Origin of the sequence: Nonomuraea salmonea (assembly GCF_042428605.1) — a bacterium.
Classification (GTDB): Bacteria; Actinomycetota; Actinomycetes; order Streptosporangiales; family Streptosporangiaceae; genus Nonomuraea; species Nonomuraea salmonea.
Genome location: NZ_JBHMCF010000003.1, coordinates 77,049 through 98,720, shown reverse-complemented (window position 1 = coordinate 98,720; position 21,672 = coordinate 77,049). Strand labels below are relative to the sequence as shown.

At 69.7% G+C, this 21,672-nt stretch carries 23 protein-coding genes; 21 read left to right on the top strand and 2 right to left on the bottom strand.

What is annotated here, in order from left to right; translation table 11 throughout:
- The first annotated feature begins 135 nt into the window (after window positions 1–135).
- The 14 genes from ACFFR3_RS01675 to ACFFR3_RS01610 all read left to right on the top strand — a co-directional run bounded on the left by ACFFR3_RS01675 (window position 136) and on the right by ACFFR3_RS01610 (window position 11,677).
- Window positions 136–2,994, top strand: coding sequence for a sensor histidine kinase (locus ACFFR3_RS01675; protein WP_364385926.1), 2,859 nt, complete (start codon window positions 136–138; stop codon window positions 2,992–2,994).
- Between the two features lie 67 nt (window positions 2,995–3,061).
- The gene (locus ACFFR3_RS01670; RefSeq protein ID WP_080042345.1) at window positions 3,062–3,484 is read left to right on the top strand and encodes a roadblock/LC7 domain-containing protein; all 423 of its coding nucleotides are present in this window, start codon (window positions 3,062–3,064) and stop codon (window positions 3,482–3,484) included.
- A gap of 5 nt (window positions 3,485–3,489) precedes the next feature.
- Window positions 3,490–3,885, top strand: coding sequence for a DUF742 domain-containing protein (locus ACFFR3_RS01665; protein WP_355422622.1), 396 nt, complete (start codon window positions 3,490–3,492; stop codon window positions 3,883–3,885).
- Between the two features lie 7 nt (window positions 3,886–3,892).
- Window positions 3,893–4,453 carry a GTP-binding protein gene (locus ACFFR3_RS01660; protein ID WP_364383053.1) on the top strand — a complete coding sequence of 187 codons (561 nt, stop codon included), beginning with the start codon at window positions 3,893–3,895 and terminating at the stop codon, window positions 4,451–4,453.
- A gap of 57 nt (window positions 4,454–4,510) precedes the next feature.
- On the top strand, window positions 4,511–6,067 hold the full coding sequence (ffh, locus tag ACFFR3_RS01655) for a signal recognition particle protein (RefSeq protein ID WP_364383041.1): 1,557 nt from the start codon (window positions 4,511–4,513) through the stop codon (window positions 6,065–6,067).
- 376 nt (window positions 6,068–6,443) lie between these two features.
- Window positions 6,444–6,884, top strand: a complete 441-nt coding sequence (gene rpsP / locus ACFFR3_RS01650) for a 30S ribosomal protein S16 (protein ID WP_364383038.1) — start codon at window positions 6,444–6,446, stop codon at window positions 6,882–6,884.
- A 1-nt stretch (window position 6,885) separates the two neighbouring features.
- The gene (locus ACFFR3_RS01645; protein WP_043634919.1) at window positions 6,886–7,131 is read left to right on the top strand and encodes an RNA-binding protein; all 246 of its coding nucleotides are present in this window, start codon (window positions 6,886–6,888) and stop codon (window positions 7,129–7,131) included.
- 73 nt (window positions 7,132–7,204) lie between these two features.
- On the top strand, window positions 7,205–7,705 hold the full coding sequence (gene rimM / locus ACFFR3_RS01640; RefSeq protein ID WP_364383035.1) for a ribosome maturation factor RimM: 501 nt from the start codon (window positions 7,205–7,207) through the stop codon (window positions 7,703–7,705).
- The gene (trmD, locus tag ACFFR3_RS01635; protein WP_364383032.1) at window positions 7,705–8,484 is read left to right on the top strand and encodes a tRNA (guanosine(37)-N1)-methyltransferase TrmD; all 780 of its coding nucleotides are present in this window, start codon (window positions 7,705–7,707) and stop codon (window positions 8,482–8,484) included. Before rimM ends, trmD begins: the two co-directional genes overlap by 1 nt.
- A 157-nt stretch (window positions 8,485–8,641) precedes the next feature.
- Window positions 8,642–9,004: a 50S ribosomal protein L19 gene (gene rplS / locus ACFFR3_RS01630; RefSeq protein WP_345397976.1), complete on the top strand. Its 363-nt coding sequence runs from the start codon at window positions 8,642–8,644 to the stop codon at window positions 9,002–9,004.
- Between the two features lie 140 nt (window positions 9,005–9,144).
- A complete protein-coding gene (gene lepB / locus ACFFR3_RS01625; protein WP_364383029.1) occupies window positions 9,145–10,002 on the top strand; it encodes a signal peptidase I in 858 nt (285 codons plus the stop codon).
- Window positions 9,999–10,592, top strand: a complete 594-nt coding sequence (gene lepB, locus ACFFR3_RS01620) for a signal peptidase I (RefSeq protein ID WP_364383026.1) — start codon at window positions 9,999–10,001, stop codon at window positions 10,590–10,592. The genes lepB (ACFFR3_RS01625) and lepB (ACFFR3_RS01620) overlap by 4 nt, the downstream gene beginning before the upstream one ends.
- A 53-nt stretch (window positions 10,593–10,645) precedes the next feature.
- Complete coding sequence (locus ACFFR3_RS01615; RefSeq protein WP_364383023.1) at window positions 10,646–11,314, top strand: ribonuclease HII; 669 nt, start codon at window positions 10,646–10,648, stop codon at window positions 11,312–11,314.
- Between the two features lie 39 nt (window positions 11,315–11,353).
- Window positions 11,354–11,677, top strand: a complete 324-nt coding sequence (locus ACFFR3_RS01610; protein WP_026215037.1) for a DUF2469 domain-containing protein — start codon at window positions 11,354–11,356, stop codon at window positions 11,675–11,677.
- 9 nt (window positions 11,678–11,686) lie between these two features.
- Here ACFFR3_RS01610 and ACFFR3_RS01605 read toward each other — a convergent pair whose 3' ends face one another.
- Together ACFFR3_RS01605 and ACFFR3_RS01600 are read right to left on the bottom strand one after the other, a co-directional pair.
- On the bottom strand, window positions 11,687–12,340 hold the full coding sequence (locus ACFFR3_RS01605) for a response regulator (RefSeq protein ID WP_364383020.1): 654 nt from the start codon (window positions 12,338–12,340) through the stop codon (window positions 11,687–11,689).
- A gap of 129 nt (window positions 12,341–12,469) precedes the next feature.
- Window positions 12,470–13,597, bottom strand: coding sequence for a sensor histidine kinase (locus ACFFR3_RS01600; RefSeq protein WP_364383017.1), 1,128 nt, complete (start codon window positions 13,595–13,597; stop codon window positions 12,470–12,472).
- A 217-nt stretch (window positions 13,598–13,814) separates the two neighbouring features.
- Between ACFFR3_RS01600 and ACFFR3_RS01595 the strand changes: the two genes are divergently transcribed.
- From ACFFR3_RS01595 to ACFFR3_RS01565, 7 genes are all read left to right on the top strand, one after another.
- On the top strand, window positions 13,815–14,189 hold the full coding sequence (locus tag ACFFR3_RS01595) for a DUF6069 family protein (RefSeq protein ID WP_345397992.1): 375 nt from the start codon (window positions 13,815–13,817) through the stop codon (window positions 14,187–14,189).
- An 82-nt stretch (window positions 14,190–14,271) separates the two neighbouring features.
- Window positions 14,272–15,216, top strand: a complete 945-nt coding sequence (locus tag ACFFR3_RS01590) for an ABC transporter ATP-binding protein (RefSeq protein ID WP_345397995.1) — start codon at window positions 14,272–14,274, stop codon at window positions 15,214–15,216.
- Window positions 15,209–15,949 carry an ABC transporter permease gene (locus ACFFR3_RS01585; protein WP_379482486.1) on the top strand — a complete coding sequence of 247 codons (741 nt, stop codon included), beginning with the start codon at window positions 15,209–15,211 and terminating at the stop codon, window positions 15,947–15,949. The genes ACFFR3_RS01590 and ACFFR3_RS01585 overlap by 8 nt, the downstream gene beginning before the upstream one ends.
- A gap of 261 nt (window positions 15,950–16,210) precedes the next feature.
- Window positions 16,211–16,570: a YraN family protein gene (locus ACFFR3_RS01580; protein WP_379482485.1), complete on the top strand. Its 360-nt coding sequence runs from the start codon at window positions 16,211–16,213 to the stop codon at window positions 16,568–16,570.
- Window positions 16,571–18,121: a YifB family Mg chelatase-like AAA ATPase gene (locus ACFFR3_RS01575; protein WP_379482484.1), complete on the top strand. Its 1,551-nt coding sequence runs from the start codon at window positions 16,571–16,573 to the stop codon at window positions 18,119–18,121.
- Between the two features lie 653 nt (window positions 18,122–18,774).
- Entirely contained in the window at window positions 18,775–19,977 is a 1,203-nt protein-coding gene (gene dprA / locus ACFFR3_RS01570; protein ID WP_379482483.1) for a DNA-processing protein DprA, read from the top strand.
- 829 nt (window positions 19,978–20,806) lie between these two features.
- Window positions 20,807–21,670: a tyrosine recombinase XerC gene (locus tag ACFFR3_RS01565; protein ID WP_379482482.1), complete on the top strand. Its 864-nt coding sequence runs from the start codon at window positions 20,807–20,809 to the stop codon at window positions 21,668–21,670.
- The last annotated feature ends 2 nt before the right edge of the window (window positions 21,671–21,672 follow it).

Sequence of the window (21,672 nt, the reverse complement as noted above, 5' to 3'; positions counted from 1 at the left end):
CTGAACCCCCCTTAAGCAGGCCATGGCGAGAGGTTGCCACCAGTGAGGACAACAACGACCGAGTCCGGTCGTGGCAGGGCTCCGGACGGACCGGATCACTCTGCGGGCTTAGAAGCCCCGCAGGTACAGCAGCCCGTGTCGGGCAGCCCGTTCGCGCTGCGTAACTGGCGCGTGCGAACCCGCCTCATCGCCCTCATCGCCATTCCCACGATCGTGGGCGTCATCTTCGGCGGGCTGCGGGTCACCGACTCGATCAGCAGCGCACAGCAGTACCAGCTCATCAGCGACGTGGGACGGCTGGTGAGCCAGCTCGGCGAGCTCTCCCGCGACCTCGGTCTCGAACGCGACCTGGCCGGCCGCTTCGTCGCCGCCAACAAGCGGGCGACCGAGGGCCAGCGGCTCAAGAGCCAGCAGGAGATCGTCGACGCCAGCGTCAACAGGACCAAGGCGGTCGCCGCCGAGACCCGCGACTCGCTGTCCGACATCGGCCGCAGGACCCTCGACCGCATCGAGGTCCGGCTCGCCCAGCTCGGCTCGCTGCGCACGACGTACACCAAGGACCAGCTGCCGCCGCTGCCGACGGTCGAGACGTACTCCGAGATCATCGCCGACCTGCTGCAGGTCTACGACGAGCTCGGCCAGGGCTCCACGGACGAGCAGCTCACCTCCACCGCCGCCGCGCTGCGCACCATCGCCCGCGCCGAGGAGGAGGCGTCCAAGCAGCGGGCGCTGCTGATGATCGCGCTGGTGCGCGGCAGGTTCGAGGAGCCGGAGTTCAAGGGCTTCCTCGACGCGGGCTCCCGCCGCGAGAGCGAGCGCGCCTCGTTCAACGCGGTCTCCACCCCCGCACAGCGGCAGAACTTCGACAACACCGTCGCCAGCCAGAAGATCGGCCGCGCCGAGTTCTACATCAGCCGCGCGGTGCTGCTGCACAACACCGCCACCCCGCTGCGCAGGCTCGACAACTCCACCTCCAAGGACGTCGACCTCTGGTTCGACTCCATCTCCGAGACCGTCGACCGGCTGCACCAGGTGCAGAAGTCGCTGGCGGAGGAGGTCGCCACCCGAAGCGCCGACGTGGCGAGCGGCGACAGGCAACTCGCCGCGATCAACATCGGCATCGTGGTCGTGCTGCTGGTGCTGGTCCTCGCGATCACCGCCCTCATGGCCGGCTCGCTCGTACGGCCACTCAGGCGGCTGCGCAGCGACGCACTCAAGATCGCCGGTCACACGCTGCCCGACCTGGTCCGCCAGCTCCGCAACACCGACATCGACCCCGACAAACTCAGAGTCCCGCCCATCGAGATCAACTCGAAGGACGAGATCGGCGAAGTCGCGCGGGCCTTCGACGAGGTGCACCGCGAGGCGGTCCGGCTGGCGGGCGAGGAGTCCAAGCTCCGCAGCAACGTCAACGCGATGTTCGTCAACCTGTCCCGCCGCAGCCAGACCCTCGTCGAACGGCAGATCACCCTCATCGACGGCCTGGAGCAGGGCGAGCAGGACGAGCAGCGGCTCGGCAACCTGTTCAAGCTCGACCACCTCGCCACCCGCATGCGGCGCAACAGCGAGAACCTGCTCGTCCTCGCCGGCCAGGAGCCCCCGCGCCGCTGGAGCCAGCCGGTCCAGCTCGTCGACGTCGCCCGCGCCTCCCTGTCGGAGGTCGAGAACTACGAGCGCGTCGTGCTTGAGGTGCCGGAAGGCGTCGCCATCGCGGGCCAGGCCGTCAACGACGTCATCCACCTGCTCGCCGAGCTGATCGAGAACGCGCTGTCGTTCTCGCCCCGCGAGACCCGCGTCCCGGTCTCGGGCAGCAGGATCGACGGCGGCGGCATCATGCTCTCCATCACCGACTCCGGCATCGGCATGACCGGCGAGGAGCTGGCCCAGGCCAACGAGCGCCTGACCGACGCGCCGACCGTGGACGTCTCCGTCTCCCGCCGCATGGGCCTGTTCGTGGTCGCCAGGCTGGCGCACCGCCACGGCATCCGCGTCCAGCTCCGCCCGCACGGCTCCGGCGGCCTGACCGCGATGGTGCTGATCCCCGAGTCGCTGCTCGGCCCGCAGGCCCCGTCGTACGCGGGCGCCGCCCCCGCCGCCTCCAGGGAAGAGTCCTTCCCCATGGCGCAGCACGCCCCCCAGGGCGGTTCGTGGCCGGCCTCGTCGTTCCAGCTCGGCCCCGGACACCCGTCCTACCCGTCCTACCCCTCGACGGACGCCGTCCCGCCGCCCGGGTCGTGGCCGTCGAGCCCCGCCCTGCCCGCCGAGGCCGGCGGCTGGATGTCCAGCGACTCCTCCAACGACGTCTGGGTGGCATCGCGCGGCCCCGCCGCCGGCGAGAGCAGGCTGCCCCAGCGGGAGAACGGGCTGCGGGACAACGGACTGCGCGAGAACGGGCTGCGGGAGAACGGGCTGCCCCAGCGCGAGGGCGGCCTGCCCCAGCGCGGCGGACTGTCCGACGACACCCGCCCGTGGATGCGCGGCGTCGAGGCCGCGCCGCCCGCGCCGAACTCCTTCGACTTCCCCGAGACCGAGTCCGCGGCCACCGGCCCGATGCCGGCGATCCCGTCCGGCCCGTCCGGCCCGCCGAGCGGCGGCGCCGCCGGCAACGGCGGCAACGGCGAATACCTGCCGATCTTCGCCTCGGTGGAGTCGGCGTGGTTCGACCAGGCAGCCGCCGCGGCCGACGCGACGTGGAGCTCGCCCAAGGCGGACGCGGGCTGGAGCGCGGCCGAGGCCGTACGCGAGCCGGTGCGCGACGGCGCGACCGCCGCGGGCCTGCCCAAGCGGGTGCCCAAGGCGAACCTGGTGCCCGGCTCGGCCGACACCGTCTCGGCGCCGAAGGGCGTCGCCCCGATGCCGGCCGTCTCACCGGACCGGGTGCGCAGCCGGTTGTCCAGCTTCCAGCAGGGCTTCAGGGCCGCGCGCGACGACATCAGCGAGGGCAGGACGTACGGGTCCGGCCCCAGGGATAACAGTAGGGATGAGGGCGCATGAGCGAGCGCAACAAGCGGCCAGGGGAACGCAGCCGACTGTCGTTCATGCGACCGGCGGAGGAGAAGGTATGAACGACCTGAGCCACGCGGCACGCGGGGTGGACTGGTTAATCACCGACTTCGTCAGCACCGTTCCGGGGGTCGCGCACGCGGTGGTGGTCTCGTCCGATGGTCTGCCGTTGGCGGCGTCGGCGGGTTTTCCTGCTGATCGTGCTGATCAGCTGGCTGCGATCGCGTCGGGTTTGGTGTCTTTGACGCAGGGTGCGGCGCGGGTGTTCGAGGGGGGTGCGGTCAATCAGACGATTGTGGAGATGCAGCGCGGGCTGATGCTGATCATGTCGATCAGTGATGGTTCGTGTCTGGCTGTGCTGGCGGCGCCGGACTGTGACATGGGTCTGGTGGCGTATCAGATGACGCTGATGGTCGATCGCGCCGGTCAGGTGCTGACTCCGGCTGTGCGTGCGGAGCTGCGCGCCAGCCAGACCAGGTGATGTAGGTGAGCAATTCGTGGAACAGCGGCGGCTGGGAGCCCCCACCTCCGCCCCCAAGATCCGACCCCGCCTCGCCCGTCCGCCCCTACGCCGTGACCGGTGGACGGACGGCGCCGCGGGTCAAGCTGGCGATGGAGGCCCTGGTGTCATCGGCGACCGCCGAGCACCGGGAGTTCTCCCACATCACGCCCGAGTACAAGGCGATCAGCCAGCTCTGCCTGCAGGTCAGATCGGTGGCCGAGGTGTCGGCGCTGTTGCGGATCCCGCTCGGCGTGGTGCGTGTTCTGATCGCGGACATGGCGGCGGAGGGCCTGGTTCGGGTGCATCAGCCGCAGCTCGAGGCGGGTCGACCGGACGTCAACCTGCTGGAAAGGGTGCTCAGTGGACTTCGCAGGCTCTAGCCCCGGTCTGACCTCGACGAAGATCGTGGTCGCCGGGGGCTTCGGGGTGGGCAAGACGACGTTCGTCGGCGCGGTGTCGGAGATCATGCCGCTGACCACGGAGGCCGTCATGACCGACGCCTCCGCCGGTATCGACGACCTCGGCATGACGCCGCTGAAGACGACCACGACCGTCGCCATGGACTTCGGCCGCGTGTCTCTCGACCGCGACCTGATCCTGTACTTGTTCGGCACGCCCGGGCAGCACCGGTTCTGGTTCATGTGGGACGACCTCGTCCGCGGCGCCATCGGCGCGGTCGTCCTCGTGGACACCCGCAGGCTCGCCGACAGCTTCCCCGCCATCGACTACTTCGAGGAGGCCCAGCTTCCGTTCGTGGTCGGCGTGAACGGGTGGGACGGCCAGTACCCGCACAGCGACGCCGAGGTCCGCGACGCCCTGACGCTGGCCCCGCACATCCCCATGCTGCGGCTCGACGCCCGGTCGAAGGACTCGGTCAAGAACACGCTGATCCAGCTCGTGGAGCACGCGCTGACGGTTCGGATGGCCGTGCCAGGCTTTGGCGGCTAGCGGAGCGGCTAGGCTGGAGTCTTAGACGTACATTCGCTTCGAGGACTGGCCAACCACGTGTTCGAGACGCTTTCCGACCGGCTGACATCGGTCTTCTCCTCCCTCCGATCCAAAGGGCGGCTGTCCGATGCCGACATCGACGCCACCACCCGCGAGATCCGCATCGCCCTGCTTGAGGCCGATGTCGCGCTGCCGGTGGTCAAGGCGTTCGTCGCCCAGGTCAAGGAGCGTGCCCGCGGTTCCGAGGTCTCCCAGGCGCTGAACCCGGCGCAGCAGGTCGTCAAGATCGTCAATGACGAGCTGATCGGGATCCTCGGTGGCGAGACCCGCAGGCTGCGCTTCGCCAAGACGCCCCCGACCGTCATCATGCTGGCGGGCCTCCAGGGCGCCGGTAAGACGACGCTGGCGGGCAAGCTGGCCACGTGGCTGCGCGAGCAGGGCCACGCGCCCATGCTCGTCGCCGCCGACCTGCAGCGGCCCAACGCCGTCCAGCAGCTCCAGGTCATGGGCGAGCGCGCGCAGGTCGCCGTCTACGCGCCCGAGCCGGGCAACGGCGTGGGCGACCCCATCGAGGTGGCCCGCAGATCCATCGACGAGGCCAGGCGGCTCAACCACGACATCGTCGTCATCGACACCGCCGGTCGCCTGGGCATCGACCAGGAGATGATGAAGCAGGCCGCCGACATCCGCGACGCGGTCTCGCCCGACGAGGTCCTGTTCGTGGTCGACGCCATGATCGGCCAGGACGCCGTGGTCACGGCGCAGGCGTTCATGGAGGGCGTCGGCTTCGACGGCGTGGTGCTGACCAAGCTCGACGGCGACGCGCGCGGTGGCGCGGCCCTGTCGGTGCGGCACATCACCGGCCGGCCGATCATGTTCGCCTCCACGGGTGAGAAGCTCGAAGACTTCGACGCCTTCCACCCCGACCGCATGGCCTCGCGCATCCTCGACATGGGTGACATCCTCACCCTGATCGAGCAGGCCCAGAAGACGTTCGACGAGGAGCAGGCCGCCAAGATGGCGGGCAAGCTCACCTCGGGCGAGAACTTCACCCTCGAGGACTTCCTCGAGCAGATGCAGATGGTCCAGAAGATGGGGCCCATCAAGAACCTGCTCGGGATGATGCCCGGCATGGGGCAGATGCGCGACCAGATCAACTCCATCGACGATCGCGACCTCGACCGCATCGCGGCCATCATCCGCTCGATGACGCCCGCCGAGCGGCAGGACCCGAAGATCATCAACGGTTCGCGCCGCGCCCGCATCGCCAACGGTTCCGGCGTGAGCGTGAGCGCCGTGAGCAACCTCGTCACCCGCTTCTTCGAGGCCCAGAAGATGATGAAGCGGATGGCGGGCGGCATGGGCATCCCCGGCATGCCGGGCGGCAAGGGCAAGGCGTCCAAGCAGCAGAAGAAGGCCAAGAAGGGGCGGCGCGTCAGCGGCGACCCGCGCAAGGCCGCGCTGGGCAAGGGCGGCTCCGCCGACGGCGCGCCGGCCGAGCCGGCCCCGAAGGGCGGCGGCGTCCTCGGCAACCTCGGCGGCAAGCTCCCGCCGGGCGTCGAGCTCCCCCCGGGCTTCGACCCCTCCAAGCTCCGCCTCCCCGGCCAGAAGTAACGGCCTCGGGCCGGGACATCTGACCCACCGACCCCCGTCCGTCCTCCCGGACGGGGTCGGCTTCCTGCCCCACTGAACGAGCTCGTCGCTCTGAACTCACTGGGCGGGGTCGTTGACGCCGTGACCCCCCTTCCTCGCCTTTGGGGCCTCGCTCCGCGGGGCTTTAGGGAGGGGTTGGGGGATCTTTGCGGTGGGGTTTGGTGACGGGTCGTGAGCAGTGCCGTAGATCTGGCACAATGACATGTTGGAACACCGTGACCAGGTGGGTGCCCTCTCATCTCCCGCCGGACACGTTTGTCCCTGGAGCGTCGTCGCGTCGTGCCCCACTCGGCGAGGCGCCGTTCACCCACGTGCGAATGCAGGAGAGACCACACCCGTGGCAGTCAAGATCAAGCTCAAGCGGCTCGGCATGATCCGCAACGCTCAATACCGCATCGTCGTCGCCGACAGCCGCACCAAGCGTGACGGCCGGGCGATCGAAGAGATCGGCCTGTACCACCCGAAGGAAAACCCTTCGCGCATCGAGGTCAACGCCGAGCGTGCGGCCTACTGGCTGGGTGTCGGCGCGCAGCCGACCGAGCCGGTTCTCAAGCTGCTCAAGCTCACCGGCGACTGGCAGAAGTTCAAGGGCGAGCCCGCCCCTGAGCCGATGAAGGTCGCCGAGCCCAAGCCTGACCGTCACGCCCTCTACGAGGCCGCGGCCAAGGAGGCGCTGTCCGGTGGCGACACCGGCACGGCCGCCACCACGCCGAAGAAGGCCAAGAAGAAGGACGAGGCCGAGGCCCCCGCCGAGACCCAGGCCGAGGGCGAGGCCTGACGTGCTCGAGGAGGCTCTCGAGCACCTCGTGAAGGGCATCGTCGAACATCCTGACGATGTCCGGGTCCGCGCACGCCGCATTCGCAGCGGGCGCGTCCTGGAGGTCCGGGTGCACCCCGAGGACCTGGGCAAGGTCATCGGACGCGGCGGGCGCACCGCCAAGGCGCTGCGCACGGTCGTGAACGCCCTGGCCGACGGGAAGTACGTACGGGTCGATCTGCTCGATCTGCACGAAGCAGTCCGTTAGCGTCAGGTTTGCGCGCCCTCATCGGCTTCGTGCCGATGGGGGCGCTTGCGTTGAGAAGAGAAGGCAGGTTCACGTGCAGCTGGTCGTCGGCCGGATAGGCCGCCCGCACGGGGTACGCGGTGACGTGACCGTGGAGGTGCGCACCGACGATCCCGAGCTGCGCTTCGCCCCCGGCACCGCCATCGCCACCGACCCCGCGGGCCGGGGCCCCCTGGTGATCGAAGGACGCCGGTGGCACAAAGGCATGCTGCTGGTGGCGTTCGAAGGGGTGCACGACCGCGACGCCGCGGAAGAGCTGCGGGGCACCATGCTGGTCATCGACTCGGCCGACGTGACGCCGCCCGACGACCCCGACGAGTTCCACGACCACCAGCTCATCGGGCTGGCCGTGCAGACCGTCGCGGGTGAGCCCGTGGGCGAGGTGGAGGACGTGCTGCACCACGGCCAGGACCTCCTCGTCGTCCGCAGGAAGGGCCAGGACGACGCGCTGATCCCGTTCGTCAAGGCGCTGGTGCCCGAGGTCGACCTGGAGGCGGGACGGCTGGTCGTCGATCCGCCGGAGGGGCTGCTGTGATGCGGCTCGACATCATCTCCATCTTTCCCGAGTACTTCGCGCCGCTCGACGTCTCGCTGATCGGCAAGGCGCGCGAGCGCGGCACCCTCGACGTACGCGTCCACCAGCTGCGCGACTGGGCCCACGACGTGCACAAGACCGTGGACGACACGCCGTACGGCGGCGGTCCCGGCATGGTGATGAAGCCCGAGGTGTGGGGCGAGGCCATCGACGACGTGATCGAGGGCGGCTCGCCGCGCATGGTCGTGCCGACGCCGAGCGGCCGGCCGTTCACCCAGGAGCTGGCCCAGGAGCTGGCGCAGGAGCCGTGGCTGCTGTTCGCCTGCGGGCGCTACGAGGGCATCGACTCGCGGGTCATGGAGGAGTACTCCGGCCGCCTGCGCGTCGACGAGGTCAGCATCGGCGACTACGTGCTGGCCGGCGGCGAGGTGGCGGTGCTGGTCATGGTGGAGGCCGTCGGCAGGCTGCTGCCCGGTGTGCTGGGCAACGCTCAGTCGGCGGTGGACGACTCGTTCGCGCCGGGGGCGATGCGGAACCTCGTCGAAGGGCCCGTCTACACCAAGCCGCCGCTGTGGCGGGGGCACGAGGTGCCCGCCGTGCTGCTGTCCGGGCACCACGGAAACGTCGCCAGATGGCGGCGCGACGAGGCGATCCGGCGTACTGTACGGAACAGGCCGGAACTGGCGGCGGCGCTCGACCCCGCGACGCTCGACAAGCATGATCGCAAACTGCTCGAAGAGCTGTCGTTTCGCCTCCAGCCGGAAGATATGGCAAACTGAATCGCTGCCGACCAATCAGCGGTCGGTGTTGCGTGCCCGGGAAGAGCGACCCCGGACCCCAGGAGACAGCAAGCGCGTCCACTTCGCCGCCGTGCTCGTGCCGAGTACGGACGGGTGGACCTCCGCGTGCTCGCGAAACTTTGAGGAATAGACTCTCATGCACACGAAGATCCAGGAGCTCGAGAAGGCGACCCTGCGCGGCGACGTGCCGGACTTCCGTCCCGGTGACACGCTCGAGGTTCACGTCCGAGTCGTCGAAGGCAACCGTTCCCGAATCCAGGTCTTCAAGGGCTTCGTCCTGCGCAGGCAGGGCAGCGGCGCCCGCGAGACCTTCACGGTCCGCAAGGTCAGCTACGGCGTCGGCGTCGAGCGCACCTTCCCGGTGCACAGCCCGGTCATCGAGAAGATCGTCCTCGTGACCCGTGGTGACGTCCGCCGCGCCAAGCTCTACTACATGCGTGACCTTCGCGGTAAGGCCGCCCGCATCCGCGAGAAGCGTGAGACGACGGCCGCCAAGTAAGCGTCGTTTTCCGATGGCCCGCGCTAACGCGCGGGCCTTTCGGCTTTACAGCGGCGTTTCCTTTATGTGGAGCGACTCGTGCGTGGGTGTAACGTCGGTCGAGGGTTGTCGGGCCTGGTCATCATCTAGGCTCGTCAGCGATGACTAGCGAAAGCCAGGAGCACGGCGCTGCGCGCCGCCCTGTCGAGGACGAGGTGGACGTGGTCGCCGAAGAGACTCACAAGCCGGCCAAGGGTGAAAAAAAGGAGAAGAAGGGGTCGTTCTGGAAAGAGCTCCCTGTTCTCATCGTCGTCGCCCTTGTGCTGGCCCTGATCATCAAGACGTTTGTGGTCCAGGCCTTCTACATTCCGTCGGAGTCGATGGAGAACACCCTGCTCAAGAACGACAGGGTCCTGGTCAACAAGCTCGTCTACCACACTCGTGACATCGAGCGCGGTGACGTGGTGGTCTTCTCCGGCGTCGACTCCTGGGACGGCGAGTTCCAGATGGAGGAGCCGTCCAACGCGGTCGCGGGCTTCTTCCGGTGGGTGGGCACCGCCTTCGGGTTCGTGCCCGGCGAGAAGGACTACATCAAGCGCGTCATCGGCGTCGGCGGCGACCACGTGAAGTGCTGTGACTCCAAGGGCCGCATCACGGTCAACGGCACCCCGATCGACGAGGAGAGCTACCTCTATCCGGGCAACGTGCCGTCCGACACGTTCTTCGACATCACCGTGCCGCAGGGGCGGCTGTGGGTGATGGGCGACCACCGGTCCGTCTCGCTCGACTCGCGCTCCCACACCGGCGATCCAGGGGGCGGGTCCATCCCCGTCAGCCAGGTCATCGGGCGGGCCTTCGTGATCGTCTGGCCGTTCGACCGGTTCTCCTCCATCGACATCCCTGAGACGTTCGCACAGCCCTCGCTGCAGGCGCTCGGCGGCTCGGTGCCGGTGGTCGCCGGCTTCGGGCTCGCCGTACCCTTGGTCCTGGTTCGTCGGCGCCTGAGGAGGCGTCGATGACCTTCACCAAGAAGGCGGAGGGCGTGGCGAAAGAGAAGAAAAAGGGCGGGTTTCGCGAGACCGTCCTGCTGCTCGTCTTGGGGGTCGGCATCGCGCTGCTGCTCCAGGCGTTCGTGATCGGTTCGTTCTACATCCCGTCGGAGTCGATGGAGAACACCCTGCAGATCAACGACCGGGTGTTCGTCAACAAACTCTCCGGCAAGCCCGAGCGCGGCGACATCGTGGTGTTCAAGGGATGGGACGGCGAGGACACGATCAAGCGGGTCATCGGCGTCGGCGGCGACAAGGTGGTGTGCTGCGACAAGCAGCGGCGCATCACGGTCAACGGCACTCCGCTCGACGAGGAGTCCTACCTCTACCCCGACGACTACCCGTCCGGCGACAAGTTCGACGTCACCGTGCCCGCGGGCAAGCTGTGGCTGATGGGCGACCACCGCAGCGCCTCGTTCGACTCAAGGGGCCACGCCAAGGAGCCGGGGCGCGGCTTCATCTCGGAGGACGACGTCATCGGCAAGGCCGTGGTGCGTTACTGGCCGCTGTCGCGGGGCTATCTGTTCTCCCGTCCCGAGACCTTCGACAAGGTCAAGTAGCCTCTCGCTTCAGGTCGCGGTTTGCGGCGAATGGGGCGTACGCTGCCTGTGTCATGACAGTTGCGTTCCGCCCTCGACCGAGCGTCGTCCGGCGCGATTCCGGACTCTACGCCTATGAGCGTGCGCTTGCCCGCCGCGGCCTCACCCCCATCGCGGGCGTCGACGAGGCCGGCCGTGGCGCGTGCGCGGGCCCGCTGGTGGTCGCCGCCGTCATCCTGCGCAAGCCGGTCGCGGGGCTCGGCGACTCGAAACTGCTGAGCCCGCCGGTGCGCGAACGCCTCTACGACCAGATCATGCGCGTCGCCCACATAGGCGTAGTGATCATCCCGCCTGGGGAGATCGACGCCAAAGGTCTGCACAAGTGCAACGTTTCAGGAATGCGGCGAGCTGTCGCACAGTTGCCCTGTGACCCGGAGTACATCCTGACGGACGGTTTCCCGGTTCCCGGGCTGCCGGCGCCGTCACTGGCCGTGTGGAAGGGGGACCAGGTGGCCGCGTGCGTGGCGGCCGCGTCGATCGTGGCCAAGGTGACCCGAGACCGCCTGATGGTCGCGCTCGACGAGCGCTACCCGCATTACGGCTTCGCCGAGCACAAGGGGTACGTCACACCGGGACATCGGCTGGCGCTGGAAACGCACGGCCCGTGTCCCGATCACCGTTACTCCTTCGTCACGGTGGCGAGGGGGATGGGTGAGAATGAAATGGGGGCCGGGGTTGCCTGAGCAGGCACACCGGGGGACCGGTACGACAGGAGGACCGCGATGAGCGCAGAGGATCTCGAAAAGTACGAAACCGAGATGGAGCTGCAGCTTTACCGCGAATACCGCGATGTCGTCGGTTTGTTCACATACGTGGTGGAGACTGAGCGGCGGTTCTATCTGACCAACTCGGTCGATCTCGACGTCCGTACCGCGGAGAACGGCGACGTCTTCTTCGACGTGAAGATGCAGGACGCCTGGGTGTGGGACATGTATCGGCCGGCGCGGTTCGTGAAGAACGTGCGCGTGGTGACGTTCAAGGACGTCAACGTCGAAGAGCTCGCCAAGGCGGACCTGGAGATGCCCAAGGAGGGGTTCTCGGGGTAGCCCGCCGCCTCACGTGAGGCCGGCGTCGTGGGCGAGGAGGGCGATCTGGGTGCGGTTGTCCAGGTCGAGCTTGGTCAGGATGCTGGACACGTGGGCCTTCACCGTCGTGACGCCCATCGCCAGGTCGGTGGCGATGTCGGCGTTCGTACGGCCCTGGGCGATCGCCAGCGCCACCTCGTGCTCGCGGGGCGTCAGCACGGCCAGCGCGGCCCTGGCCCGCTCGTAGGCGCCCGCCTGGGCGACCGTACGTTCCATCAGACGCCGGGTGATGCGCGGTGACAGGATCGGATCGCCCGCCGCCACCCGGGTGATCGCCTCCACGATCCGCGGCGGCGAGGTGTCCTTGAGCAGGAAGCCCGCGGCGCCCGCGCGCAGGGCGTGCAGGACGTTCTCGTCGGTGTCGAACGTGGTCAGCACGATCACCTCCGGCGGCCGCGTCCGCGCTCGCAGGCGGCGGGTGGCGGTGATGCCGTCGACGCGGGGCATGCGCAGGTCCATCAGGACGACGTCGGGGGCGTGGGCGTCGGTGGCGGTGATCGCCTCCTGGCCGTCGGCCGCCTCGGCCACGACCGTGATGCCGGCGGCGCCGTCGAGCATCATGGACAGGCCCGCCCGGACCAGGGCGTCGTCATCGACCAGGAGCACGCGGATCATCCGGGCCATGCTAGCGGGGGCCGCCGCTCGGGCCCAGGGGCATCGTGGGGCGGCACCGCCCGGGTGTCAGTCCCGAATGCGGCACACGTCGCGAACGCAACGCCTCTCGCGACGTGGATCGGACGCACGTGGTCCCCGCTATGGCGTCGGCCAAGGTAGCCGGGCCGTGAGGTGGAACTCGCCGTCCTTCTTGCCGTGGTCCAGTTGCCCGCCGTCCAGGCGTACTCGCTCGGTCAGCCCCACCAGGCCGAGGCCGCTGCCCGTCGCTGTGGGGGTCGTGCCCGCCGGAGGCAGCGGGTTGCTGATCTCGATGCGCAGGTCGTCGCCGGGTTCGCCCCGCAGGTGGATCTCGACCGGCAGGCCGGGGGCGTGTTTGCGAGCGTTGGTGAGGGCCTCCTGGACCACCCGGTAGGCGGTCTTGTCCATCGGGGGCGGCAGCGCGCCCGTCAGCTTGTCGCGTAGCCGTACCGGCTGGCCCGCTCCTTGCGCCTCCTCGATCAGGGTGGGCACGTCGGCCAGGCCGGGAGGCGGCTCCAGCTCGTCACGTTCGTCGTCCTGCTCATGCAGCAGACTGATCACGCTGCGCAGCTCCTCCAGCGCCTGGTGCACGCCCGCCCGCACCACCCCCGCCGCCCTCGCGAGCTGCTCGGGGGAGGAGTCGGGACGGTACTCCAGCGCGCCCGCGTGCGTGGCCACCAGGGACAGGCGGTGCGCCAGCACGTCGTGCATCTCCCTGGCCAGCAGGCGGCGCTCGGCCGCCCGCGCCTCGGCCACCCGCCTGCCCTGCTCCGCCTCGGCGCGCTGGGCGCGTTCGTGCAGGGAGATGAGCAGGGCGCGGCGCGAACGGGCCCACGCGCCCCAGCCGAGCAGCGCGCCGTACGAGGCACAGATCAGCAGCAACCACCAGGACAGCGAGATGCCCGAATTGGGCCGCCACCAGCCCTGGATCAGGTGAGCCGCCATGCCCGCTGCCGCCACCCCCGCCGCCACCGGGAACCGCCTGCGCTGCGCCACCTGCAACGCGCCCATCGTCGCCGCCGGCGTCGCCACCGGGGACAGCGTCGCCAGCACGGTGGCGGCGAGCGCGCCGTGCACCGGCCACCACAGCTGGGCCACCGCCGCCGCCAGGCTCGCCACCGCGATCGCCACGTCCATGCCCCAGGTGGGCCCACCCTCCAGACTCCACAACGTCACGCCGGTCAGCGCGCCCATCGCCAGGAGGACGACGGCGACGGCGAGGGAGAACCGGAGTCGGAACGCGCTCATCGGGCCAGGCTAGCCCGCGGCCCTTCCCGGCCATCACCTACCAAAGTCGGAGGCCCGGGCCACTGGGGGAGGAGGCGCCGCGGCCTCGCGCCCGATGTGGCGGGCTGGGGGCGTGGGTCATCGTTGGCTGCAGCTTCTCCGGGACGTCCGGTCGGCTCGGTCGCGGGCCGGTGGAGCTCAATCCCCATCAACACCCCCCAAGAGGACAGGTGGCGTCATGAACAAGTCCCTTCGAAGGCCGCTCATCGTCGGCGGCGCCGCTGTGGCCGCGCTGGTCGTGTGGGCGGTGGCGGTGCCCGTGGCAGGGGTCGCGCTGACCGTGCACATGGGCGGCGGCCCGCAGGAGGTCGGGCCCGTGTCCGTGGTCGTGGCGAGCCTGGTGATCGGGCTGGCGGGGTGGGCGCTGCTGGCCGTGCTGGAGCGGGTCGCGTCCAGGCCGGGCCGCGTATGGACGGTCGTCGCGCTGGCCGTCCTCGTCCTGTCCCTGCTCGGGCCGCTCGGCGGTGCGGTCGGTGGTGGCGCGATGTCGGTGCTGATCGTGATGCACCTGGTCGTCGGCGGCGTCCTCGTGGGCGGGCTGGCGCGGCGATGAGCCGGCCTACGCCGGGCAGAGCGCCGTGGTCGCTCGTCCGTCCCCTGAAGCGTCGCCTTCCCGTACGTACCAGGAGGTCCTCATGACAGTCCTCGCCCAGGCGATCGACGTCACCCGCCGTTACGGCGAGGTGTGCGCGCTCGACCGCGTCTCCCTGGACATCCGGGCAGGCGAGCTGGTCGGGCTGCTCGGCCCGAACGGCGCCGGCAAATCCACTCTTATCAACCTCTTCACCGGCCTGCGCAGGCCGACGTCGGGCACCGTCACGTTGTTCGGCGGCTCGCCGGGCGATCCTCATGTACGGCGCGGCATCGGCGTGACGCCCCAGGAGACCGGACTGCCCGAATCGTTGCGCGTCGGGGAGATCGTCTCCTTCGTCGCCGCGCACTTCCCCGACAGCGTCGCCACGACCGAGCTGCTCGGCCGCTTCGGGCTGGACGACCTGGCCAAACGGCAGGTCGGCGGGCTGTCCGGCGGGCAGCGGCGGCGGCTGGGAGTGGCGCTGGCGTTCGTGGGGAGGCCGCGGCTGGTGTTCCTGGACGAGCCCACGACCGGGCTGGACGTCGAGGGCCGTCGGGCGCTCTGGGACGGCATCAGGGCGTTCCACGAGGACGGCGGCACCGTCCTGCTCACCAGCCACTACCTGGAGGAGATCGAGGCGCTGGCCGAGCGGGTCGTGGTCGTCGGCGAGGGACGCGTGCTGGCCGACGACACGATGCGGGCTGTGCGCGGCATGGTCGGTACGTGGCGCGTCTCGCTCACCACCGACCACCTGCCCGCGTTGCCCGGCGTGCTCACCACCGACCACCTGCCCGCGTCGCAAGGCGTGCTCGCCGCGGAAAGGTTGCCCGGCGTCCCCGCCTCCGGGCGCGTGGATGGCCGTTTCGAGCTGGTCGTCAGTGATGCCGATCGGCTGGTGGTGGAGCTGGTGCGGAGTGGGGTGGCGTTCTCCGGGCTGGAGATCAGACCGGCCACGCTCGAAGAGGCCTTTCTCGCCCTCACCTCCAAGGAGACCGCCGATGTCTAGCCTGGTGCTCGCGCACACCCGTTTCCTGCTCATCGAGCAGATCAGGACCCCGGTGGGCCTGCTCGCCGCCGCGTTCTTCCCGGCCGTCGCGATGGTGGCGTTCGTGGTGCCGTACACGGGTCAGGACCCGGCGGCGGCGACCACCGCGACGAGTTCGCTGATGTTGTTCGGCGCCATGTCGTCCGCGCTGACCGGGCTCGGCACCGCGGTCTCGCAGGATCGGGAGCAGCCGTGGAACCCCTACCTGCGCACCTTGCCCGCCGGGCCGCTGCCGCGGTTCGCGGGGCGCATCCTGTCGACGCTGGCGGTGATGCTGATCTCGGTGGTGCCCGTACTGGTGATGGGGGCGCTGTTCACGGCGGCGACGATCACGCCGGGCAGGCTGCTGCTGGGGCTGGGCGCGCTGGTGGTGAGTGTCGTGCCGTTCATGATGATGGGGTTGTTCGTCGGGTTCGTGCTGGTGTTCAAGGCGGCGATGGCGGTGTCGCAGCTGCTGTTCTTCCCGATGGCGATTCTCGGTGGGTTGTTGCTGCCGCCGCAGATCCTGCCAGGGTTCGTGCAGGTCATCTCGCCGTACGTGCCCACCAGAGGTGCGGCCGAGCTGATCTGGTGGGCGGTGGCCGGTGTCCGGCCGGGGGTGGTGCCGCTGGTCATGCTGGGTGTGTGGACGGTGGGGATGGGGGTCGCGGCCGTGTGGGCGTACCGGCGGGACGAGGGTCGGCGCTTCTCCTGACAGCACCCATGGAACGCACACCCGCAGCCACTGTCTGAAGGCTCAACCACAGCCGTCACCGCGGCCTTGTCGCTCATCCACAGCCGTCACCAGGGCCTTGTCGCTCACCCGCAGCCGTCACCAGGGCCTTGTCGCTCATCCACAGCCGTCACCACGGCTCGTCGCTCATCCACAGAATCCCGTTCGGCCGATTCCAGTCCGCCTGCATCCGCGAAAGTCATGCCGCACCCCGCATCCACCCGACAGGACGGAGTTCGGCAGATGGCCACCGAGAGCAAGCAGGAGCTGGGCAAACGCGGCGAGCAACTGGCGGCGGCCTACCTCGAGTCCGAGGGCATGCGCGTGCTCGAACGCAACTGGCGCTGCCGACACGGCGAGATCGACATCATCGCCGAAGACGGCCGCACCCTGGTCGTCGCCGAGGTCAAGACCAGATCGAGCAGGTCACACGGCTCGGCGCTCGAGTCGGTGAGCCGGGTCAAGCTGGCCAGGCTGCGGATGCTGGCGGCCCAGTGGCTGTCCGGTCAGCCCCGTACGTACGAGTCGGTGCGCGTGGACGTGGTCGCCCTCGAACGGTTCGCGGGTGACTTCTCCCTGCGGCACGTACGGGGGGCGATCTAGGTGGCCGTGGCCCGTACGCGGAGTGTGGCCCTGGTGGGGGTCGCGGGCCGCACGGTCGAGGTGGAGGCCGACGTGGGCAACGGCCTGGCCGGCATCCACCTCATCGGCCTGCCCGACACCGCTCTGAGCGAGGCCCGCGACAGGGTCAGATCGGCCATGGTCAACAGCCATTACCCCTGGCCCGACGCGCGCATCATCGTCAGCCTCTTCCCGGCCAGCCTGCCCAAGCGCGGTTCGCAGTTCGACCTGGCCATCGCCGTGGCCATACTCGGAGCGGCGGGCGTGGTCCCAGCCGAGCGCATCGCGGAGCCGTTCTTCCTGGGGGAGCTGGGGCTCGACGGCCGCATCAGAGGCGTACGCGGCGTGCTCCCCTCCGTCCTCGGGGCGGCCAGGCATGGCGATGTCACGGTCGTGGTCCCGGCGGCGAACGCGGCGGAGGCCGTCCTCGTACCTGACGTGAAGGTCATCCCGGTCGGCGACCTGCGCCAGCTCGTGGAGTGGCTGCGTAAGGGGGACGAGCCGCCCAGCCCGGCGGTCGAGGAGCAGCAGGAGCCGGAATCCGCCGAGCCGCCCCAGACCACCGGCGCCCCCGACGTGGACCTGGCCGACGTCGTGGGCCAGCCGGTCGCGCGCCGGGCCCTTGAGGTGTGCGCGGCGGGCGGCCACAACCTGTGGATGCTCGGCCCGCCCGGCACGGGCAAGACCATGCTCGCCGAACGCCTCCCGACCCTCCTGCCCGACCTGGTGCTCGACCATGCTCTGGAGGTCACCGCCATCCACTCGGTGGCAGGCACCCTGCCGCCCAACGCGCCCATGATGTGCCGCCCGCCCTTCGTCAGCCCGCATCACACGGCCACAGCGGCCGCGATCATCGGCGGCGGCAGCACGACCGTACGTCCCGGGGCGGTCTCGCTCGCGCACCGAGGCGTGCTGTTCCTCGATGAGGCGCCCGAGTTCCAGCGCAGCGTGCTCGACGCCCTGCGGCAGCCTCTGGAGTCGGGGCGGGTGACGGTGTCGCGGTCGGTGGGCTCGGTGACGTTCCCCGCCAGGTTCATGCTCATCCTGGCCGCCAACCCGTGCCCGTGCGCGCAGGCCGAGGACCAGAACGACACCTGCCGATGTTCACCGACGGTCAAACGCCGCTACATCGGCAGGCTCTCGGGCCCGCTGCTCGACCGGATCGACATGAAGGTCACGGTCGTCCGGTCGTCGCGACGGGAGCTTCTGGCCGATCGGCAGTTCGTGGAGGACAGCAAGACGGTGGCGGAGCGCGTACTCGCTGCCCGCGAACGCGCCGCAGCCCGCCTGGCGGGCACTCAGTGGCGCTCCAACGCCGAGATCCCGTCCGCCGTCCTGCACGCCGACTTCCGCCCATCGGCCGAGGCCATGCGCCCCATGACGGCCTGCCTCGACAGCGGCACCCTGACCGCCCGCGGCTTGGACCGCGTGGTCCGGGTCGCCTGGACGCTCGCCGATCTGGCCGCGAAAGACGCCCCCGGCCAGGACGAGACCAACACCGCGCTGGGCTTCTGGCTCGGCACCCACTCCTGATCCGTCCGATCCCTGCCTGAAGGAGCGACCCCATGCCCCTTACTCCCGCGTACCGACGCCCCCTGCGCGGCACCACCCCACCGACGGCCCCCTTCCCACAGGTGACAGAGACCCCCAGCATCGAACGCCTGGGCACTCCTTTCTCAGCGGCAACCATGTACGTCGCTCCACCCGTCTCGGATTCCCCCGCACCCGCTTCCAGCGAGGCGTCCTTCACACCTTCGTATCCGTCGAACCGGAACGTCCGAGGGGCGTTCTTCACCCTCGGCCCCTGGGACGCCGACCCGTCCTCACCGCCACCCCTCGCCAGTCGGACACCGACCCCCATCACCGAACGTCCGGGAAAGGCACCATCACCCGCTGCTGAGCCGCAGACCGTCACCGAGAGCGCAGCCCGGATGGGACCCGACACCGCATCCAGGACGGACACTGTCGCCGGGGCGGGAACCGCAGCCGGGACGAGGGCAGTGGCCAGGACAGACACTGTCGCCGGGGCGGGCGGGACGGGGACAGGGGCCAGGACAGGCACCGGAGCCGGGCCGGAGAGCGGAACTAGGACGGGCGCCGGGTCCGGACCGAGGGCTGGCGGGGGACCGAGCGAGGCGGAGGCCAGAGCGGCACTGATGCGAGCCTGCGACGTAGGCGACGTGATCATGGGTCGCCTCGTCGCCGCATACGGAGCCCCACAAGCCGTCAAGGCGATCCGTTCCCGCACCCTGCCGCCGGAGTTCGTGGCCCAGGAAGCCCAGCAGGAACGTCCACCGGACCTGACCACTCGCCTTCACACCTGGTACGCCCGCCTCGCAGCCGCCAACCCGGCAGCCGACCTGGCGGCGGGCACCGGATCCGGCGCCCGCCTGATCATCCCCGGCGACCCGGAATGGCCCACCCAACTGGACCAGCTGGGCCCGAGCCGTCCCTTGGCCCTGTGGGTGCACGGCGACGCGGACCTGCGCTTCTCCTGCCTCAAATCCGTCTCCATCGTGGGAGCCAGAGCCGCCACCCCGTACGGCTCGCACACGGCGGCCGAGTTCGGCGTGGGCCTCGGCGAGTCGGGCTGGACCGTCGTGTCCGGCGGAGCCTTCGGCGTCGACGGAGCCGCTCACCGAGGAGCCCTGGCGGCCGGCGCACCGACGGTCGCGGTCCTGGCCTGCGGTGTGGACGTCTGCTACCCCAGCAACCACGAGACGCTGTTCGCCGCCATCAAGGAACAGGGCGTGGTGATCAGCGAATGCCCACCGGGCGTCCACCCGACCAGGGCGCGCTTCCTCATCAGGAACCGCCTGATAGCAGCCCTGTCGAGAGGAACGGTGGTGGTCGAGGCCGCCATCCGCAGTGGCGCACTCAACACGGCCACCCACGCCCTGTCACTCAACCGGCACCTAGGAGCGGTCCCGGGCCCGATCACCTCGTCCATGTCCGCGGGCTGCCACAAGCTCCTCCGCGAACGCAAGGCCGTCTGCATCACCTCACCCGAGGACATGATCGACCTGGTCGGAGTGATGGGCGAGGACCTCGCCCCGCACGTACGCGCCCCCGCCGTCCCGAGAGACCGTCTCAACGAACCCACGAAGAAGGTTCTGGACGCCGTCCCCGCCCGCGGCGGCGCCGGCCCGGCCTCGATCGCAGTGGCGGCCGGCGTGACTTTGGACGCGGCACTGAGCGCCTTGGGCGGCTTGGCAGCGGCCGGCTACATCGAACGAACCCCACGCGGCTGGCGCCTCCGCAAACAAACCACCTCCTACCGTAAGGCCCCCGACACCCTCGCCCTCCAACCCCCACCAACCCCCGAACCCGACCCCACAGAACTCCCCCCACCTCCGGACGATCTCCTGTACGCAGGCTACGAAGGGTGACGAATCTCCAGCATCATGAGCAGACCACGATGCAACGGAAGACGGCCGACCTCTCACGTCCCAGATGAGGGCCGGGTGGAGGAAGCTTCGGAGCTGCCCTTTTGCGACGTAGGTGAGGCATGTCCGTGAGGAGGGCAGGAAAGTGGCGCCGAAGTAGGGGTCACTCACGGTGAAACGCCCTCGCGGCGGGGATCCGGGCCTCACAATGAATGCGCGGCCATCGTTTCCCTCTCCTGCGGTCTCGACCATCGCCCGTGATGGATCAAACGGTGGCCGTCACCACTCCTTCGCCCGCATGCTGGGGTGCGTTGCGACCAGCACTAGCACCCGAGCACCCGTCAGGGGTCCAAGATTCGGCCGTCGTCGACACACTGCGGCCCTCGTCATGATCTTGCTCACCCACATCACTCCTGGGCCCTCCTCGCCCGGCGTGCTCGCCCGCTTCGCTCGTGGGCCCTTCTCGCCTGGGGTGTTGGCCCGCTTTGCTCGTGGGTCCTTCTTGCCTGGCGTGCTCGCATGTTTTGCCCGTGGACCTCCCTGCCTGGCGTGCTCGCATGCCTTTCGCGGGCCGTGCCGGCACGACTTGCTTGGCCGCCTCTCGCAGGACCTGCTCGCGGGCTCTCGTCACCCGGCTTGCTCGTGGGCGACCCCGTGCGGGCCACGCCTGTGGGCTCTCATCGCGTGTTCTCTCCGGCGTCGGATCGATGGTTGGCGGCCCTCTGCAGTGGGAGTTTCCTGGGGCTACTAGCGGGTGGGGTTGCGTGTTGGGGTTGGTGGTGGGCGGGGCTTGGGGGAGATTTGGGGGATGGGTGTGGATAGGGAAGAGGTTGTGGCGGAGTTCGGGCGGTATTTGCGGCTGGAGCGGGATCTTTCGCCTCATACCGTTCGGGCTTATCTGGGGGACGTCAACTCGTTGCTCGATCACCTCGGCGGGCGGATCGAGGTGCTTGAGATCGGGGTGCTGAGGGAGTGGCTGGCCGGGCAGCATGCGGCGGGGAAGGCGCGGGCCACGTTGGCGCGGCGCACCGCCTGTGCCCGTACGTTCACCGCCTACTGCCATCGGCGAGGGTGGCTGGCGAATGATCCCGGGCTGTTGCTGGGCAGCGCCAAGGCGGGGCGGGAACTGCCTGCGGTGCTTGACCAGCGGCAGGCCGAGGCGGTGCTGGGGGTGGCGTCCGCCGGGGAGCCCAAGGAATTGCGCGATCAGGCGATGCTTGAGCTGCTGTACGCCACCGGGGTGCGGGTGAGCGAGCTGTGTGCGCTCGACGTCGATGACGTGGATCGGGAACGGAACGTCATCCGAGTGCTGGGCAAGGGGCGTAAGGAGCGGGTGGTGCCGTTCGGGGCGCCGGCGTTGCGGGCGTTGGATCGGTGGTGCATCCACGGGCGGCCGCTCTGGGTGCGGGAAAGGACCGGGCCGGCGCTCTTCCTGGGGGTGCGGGGCGGTCGTATCGATGCGGGGACGGTACGGCGGGTGGTGCACGCGAGGGTGGCCCAGGTTGACGGGGCGCCGGACATGGGGCCGCATGGGTTGCGGCACAGTGCGGCCACTCACCTGCTCGAAGGCGGCGCGGATCTGCGGAGCGTTCAGGAGTTGCTGGGGCATGCGTCCTTGAACACCACGCAGATCTATACGCATGTCTCGATCGAGCGGTTGCGGGCGGCATACCGGCAGGCGCATCCGAGGGCTTGACC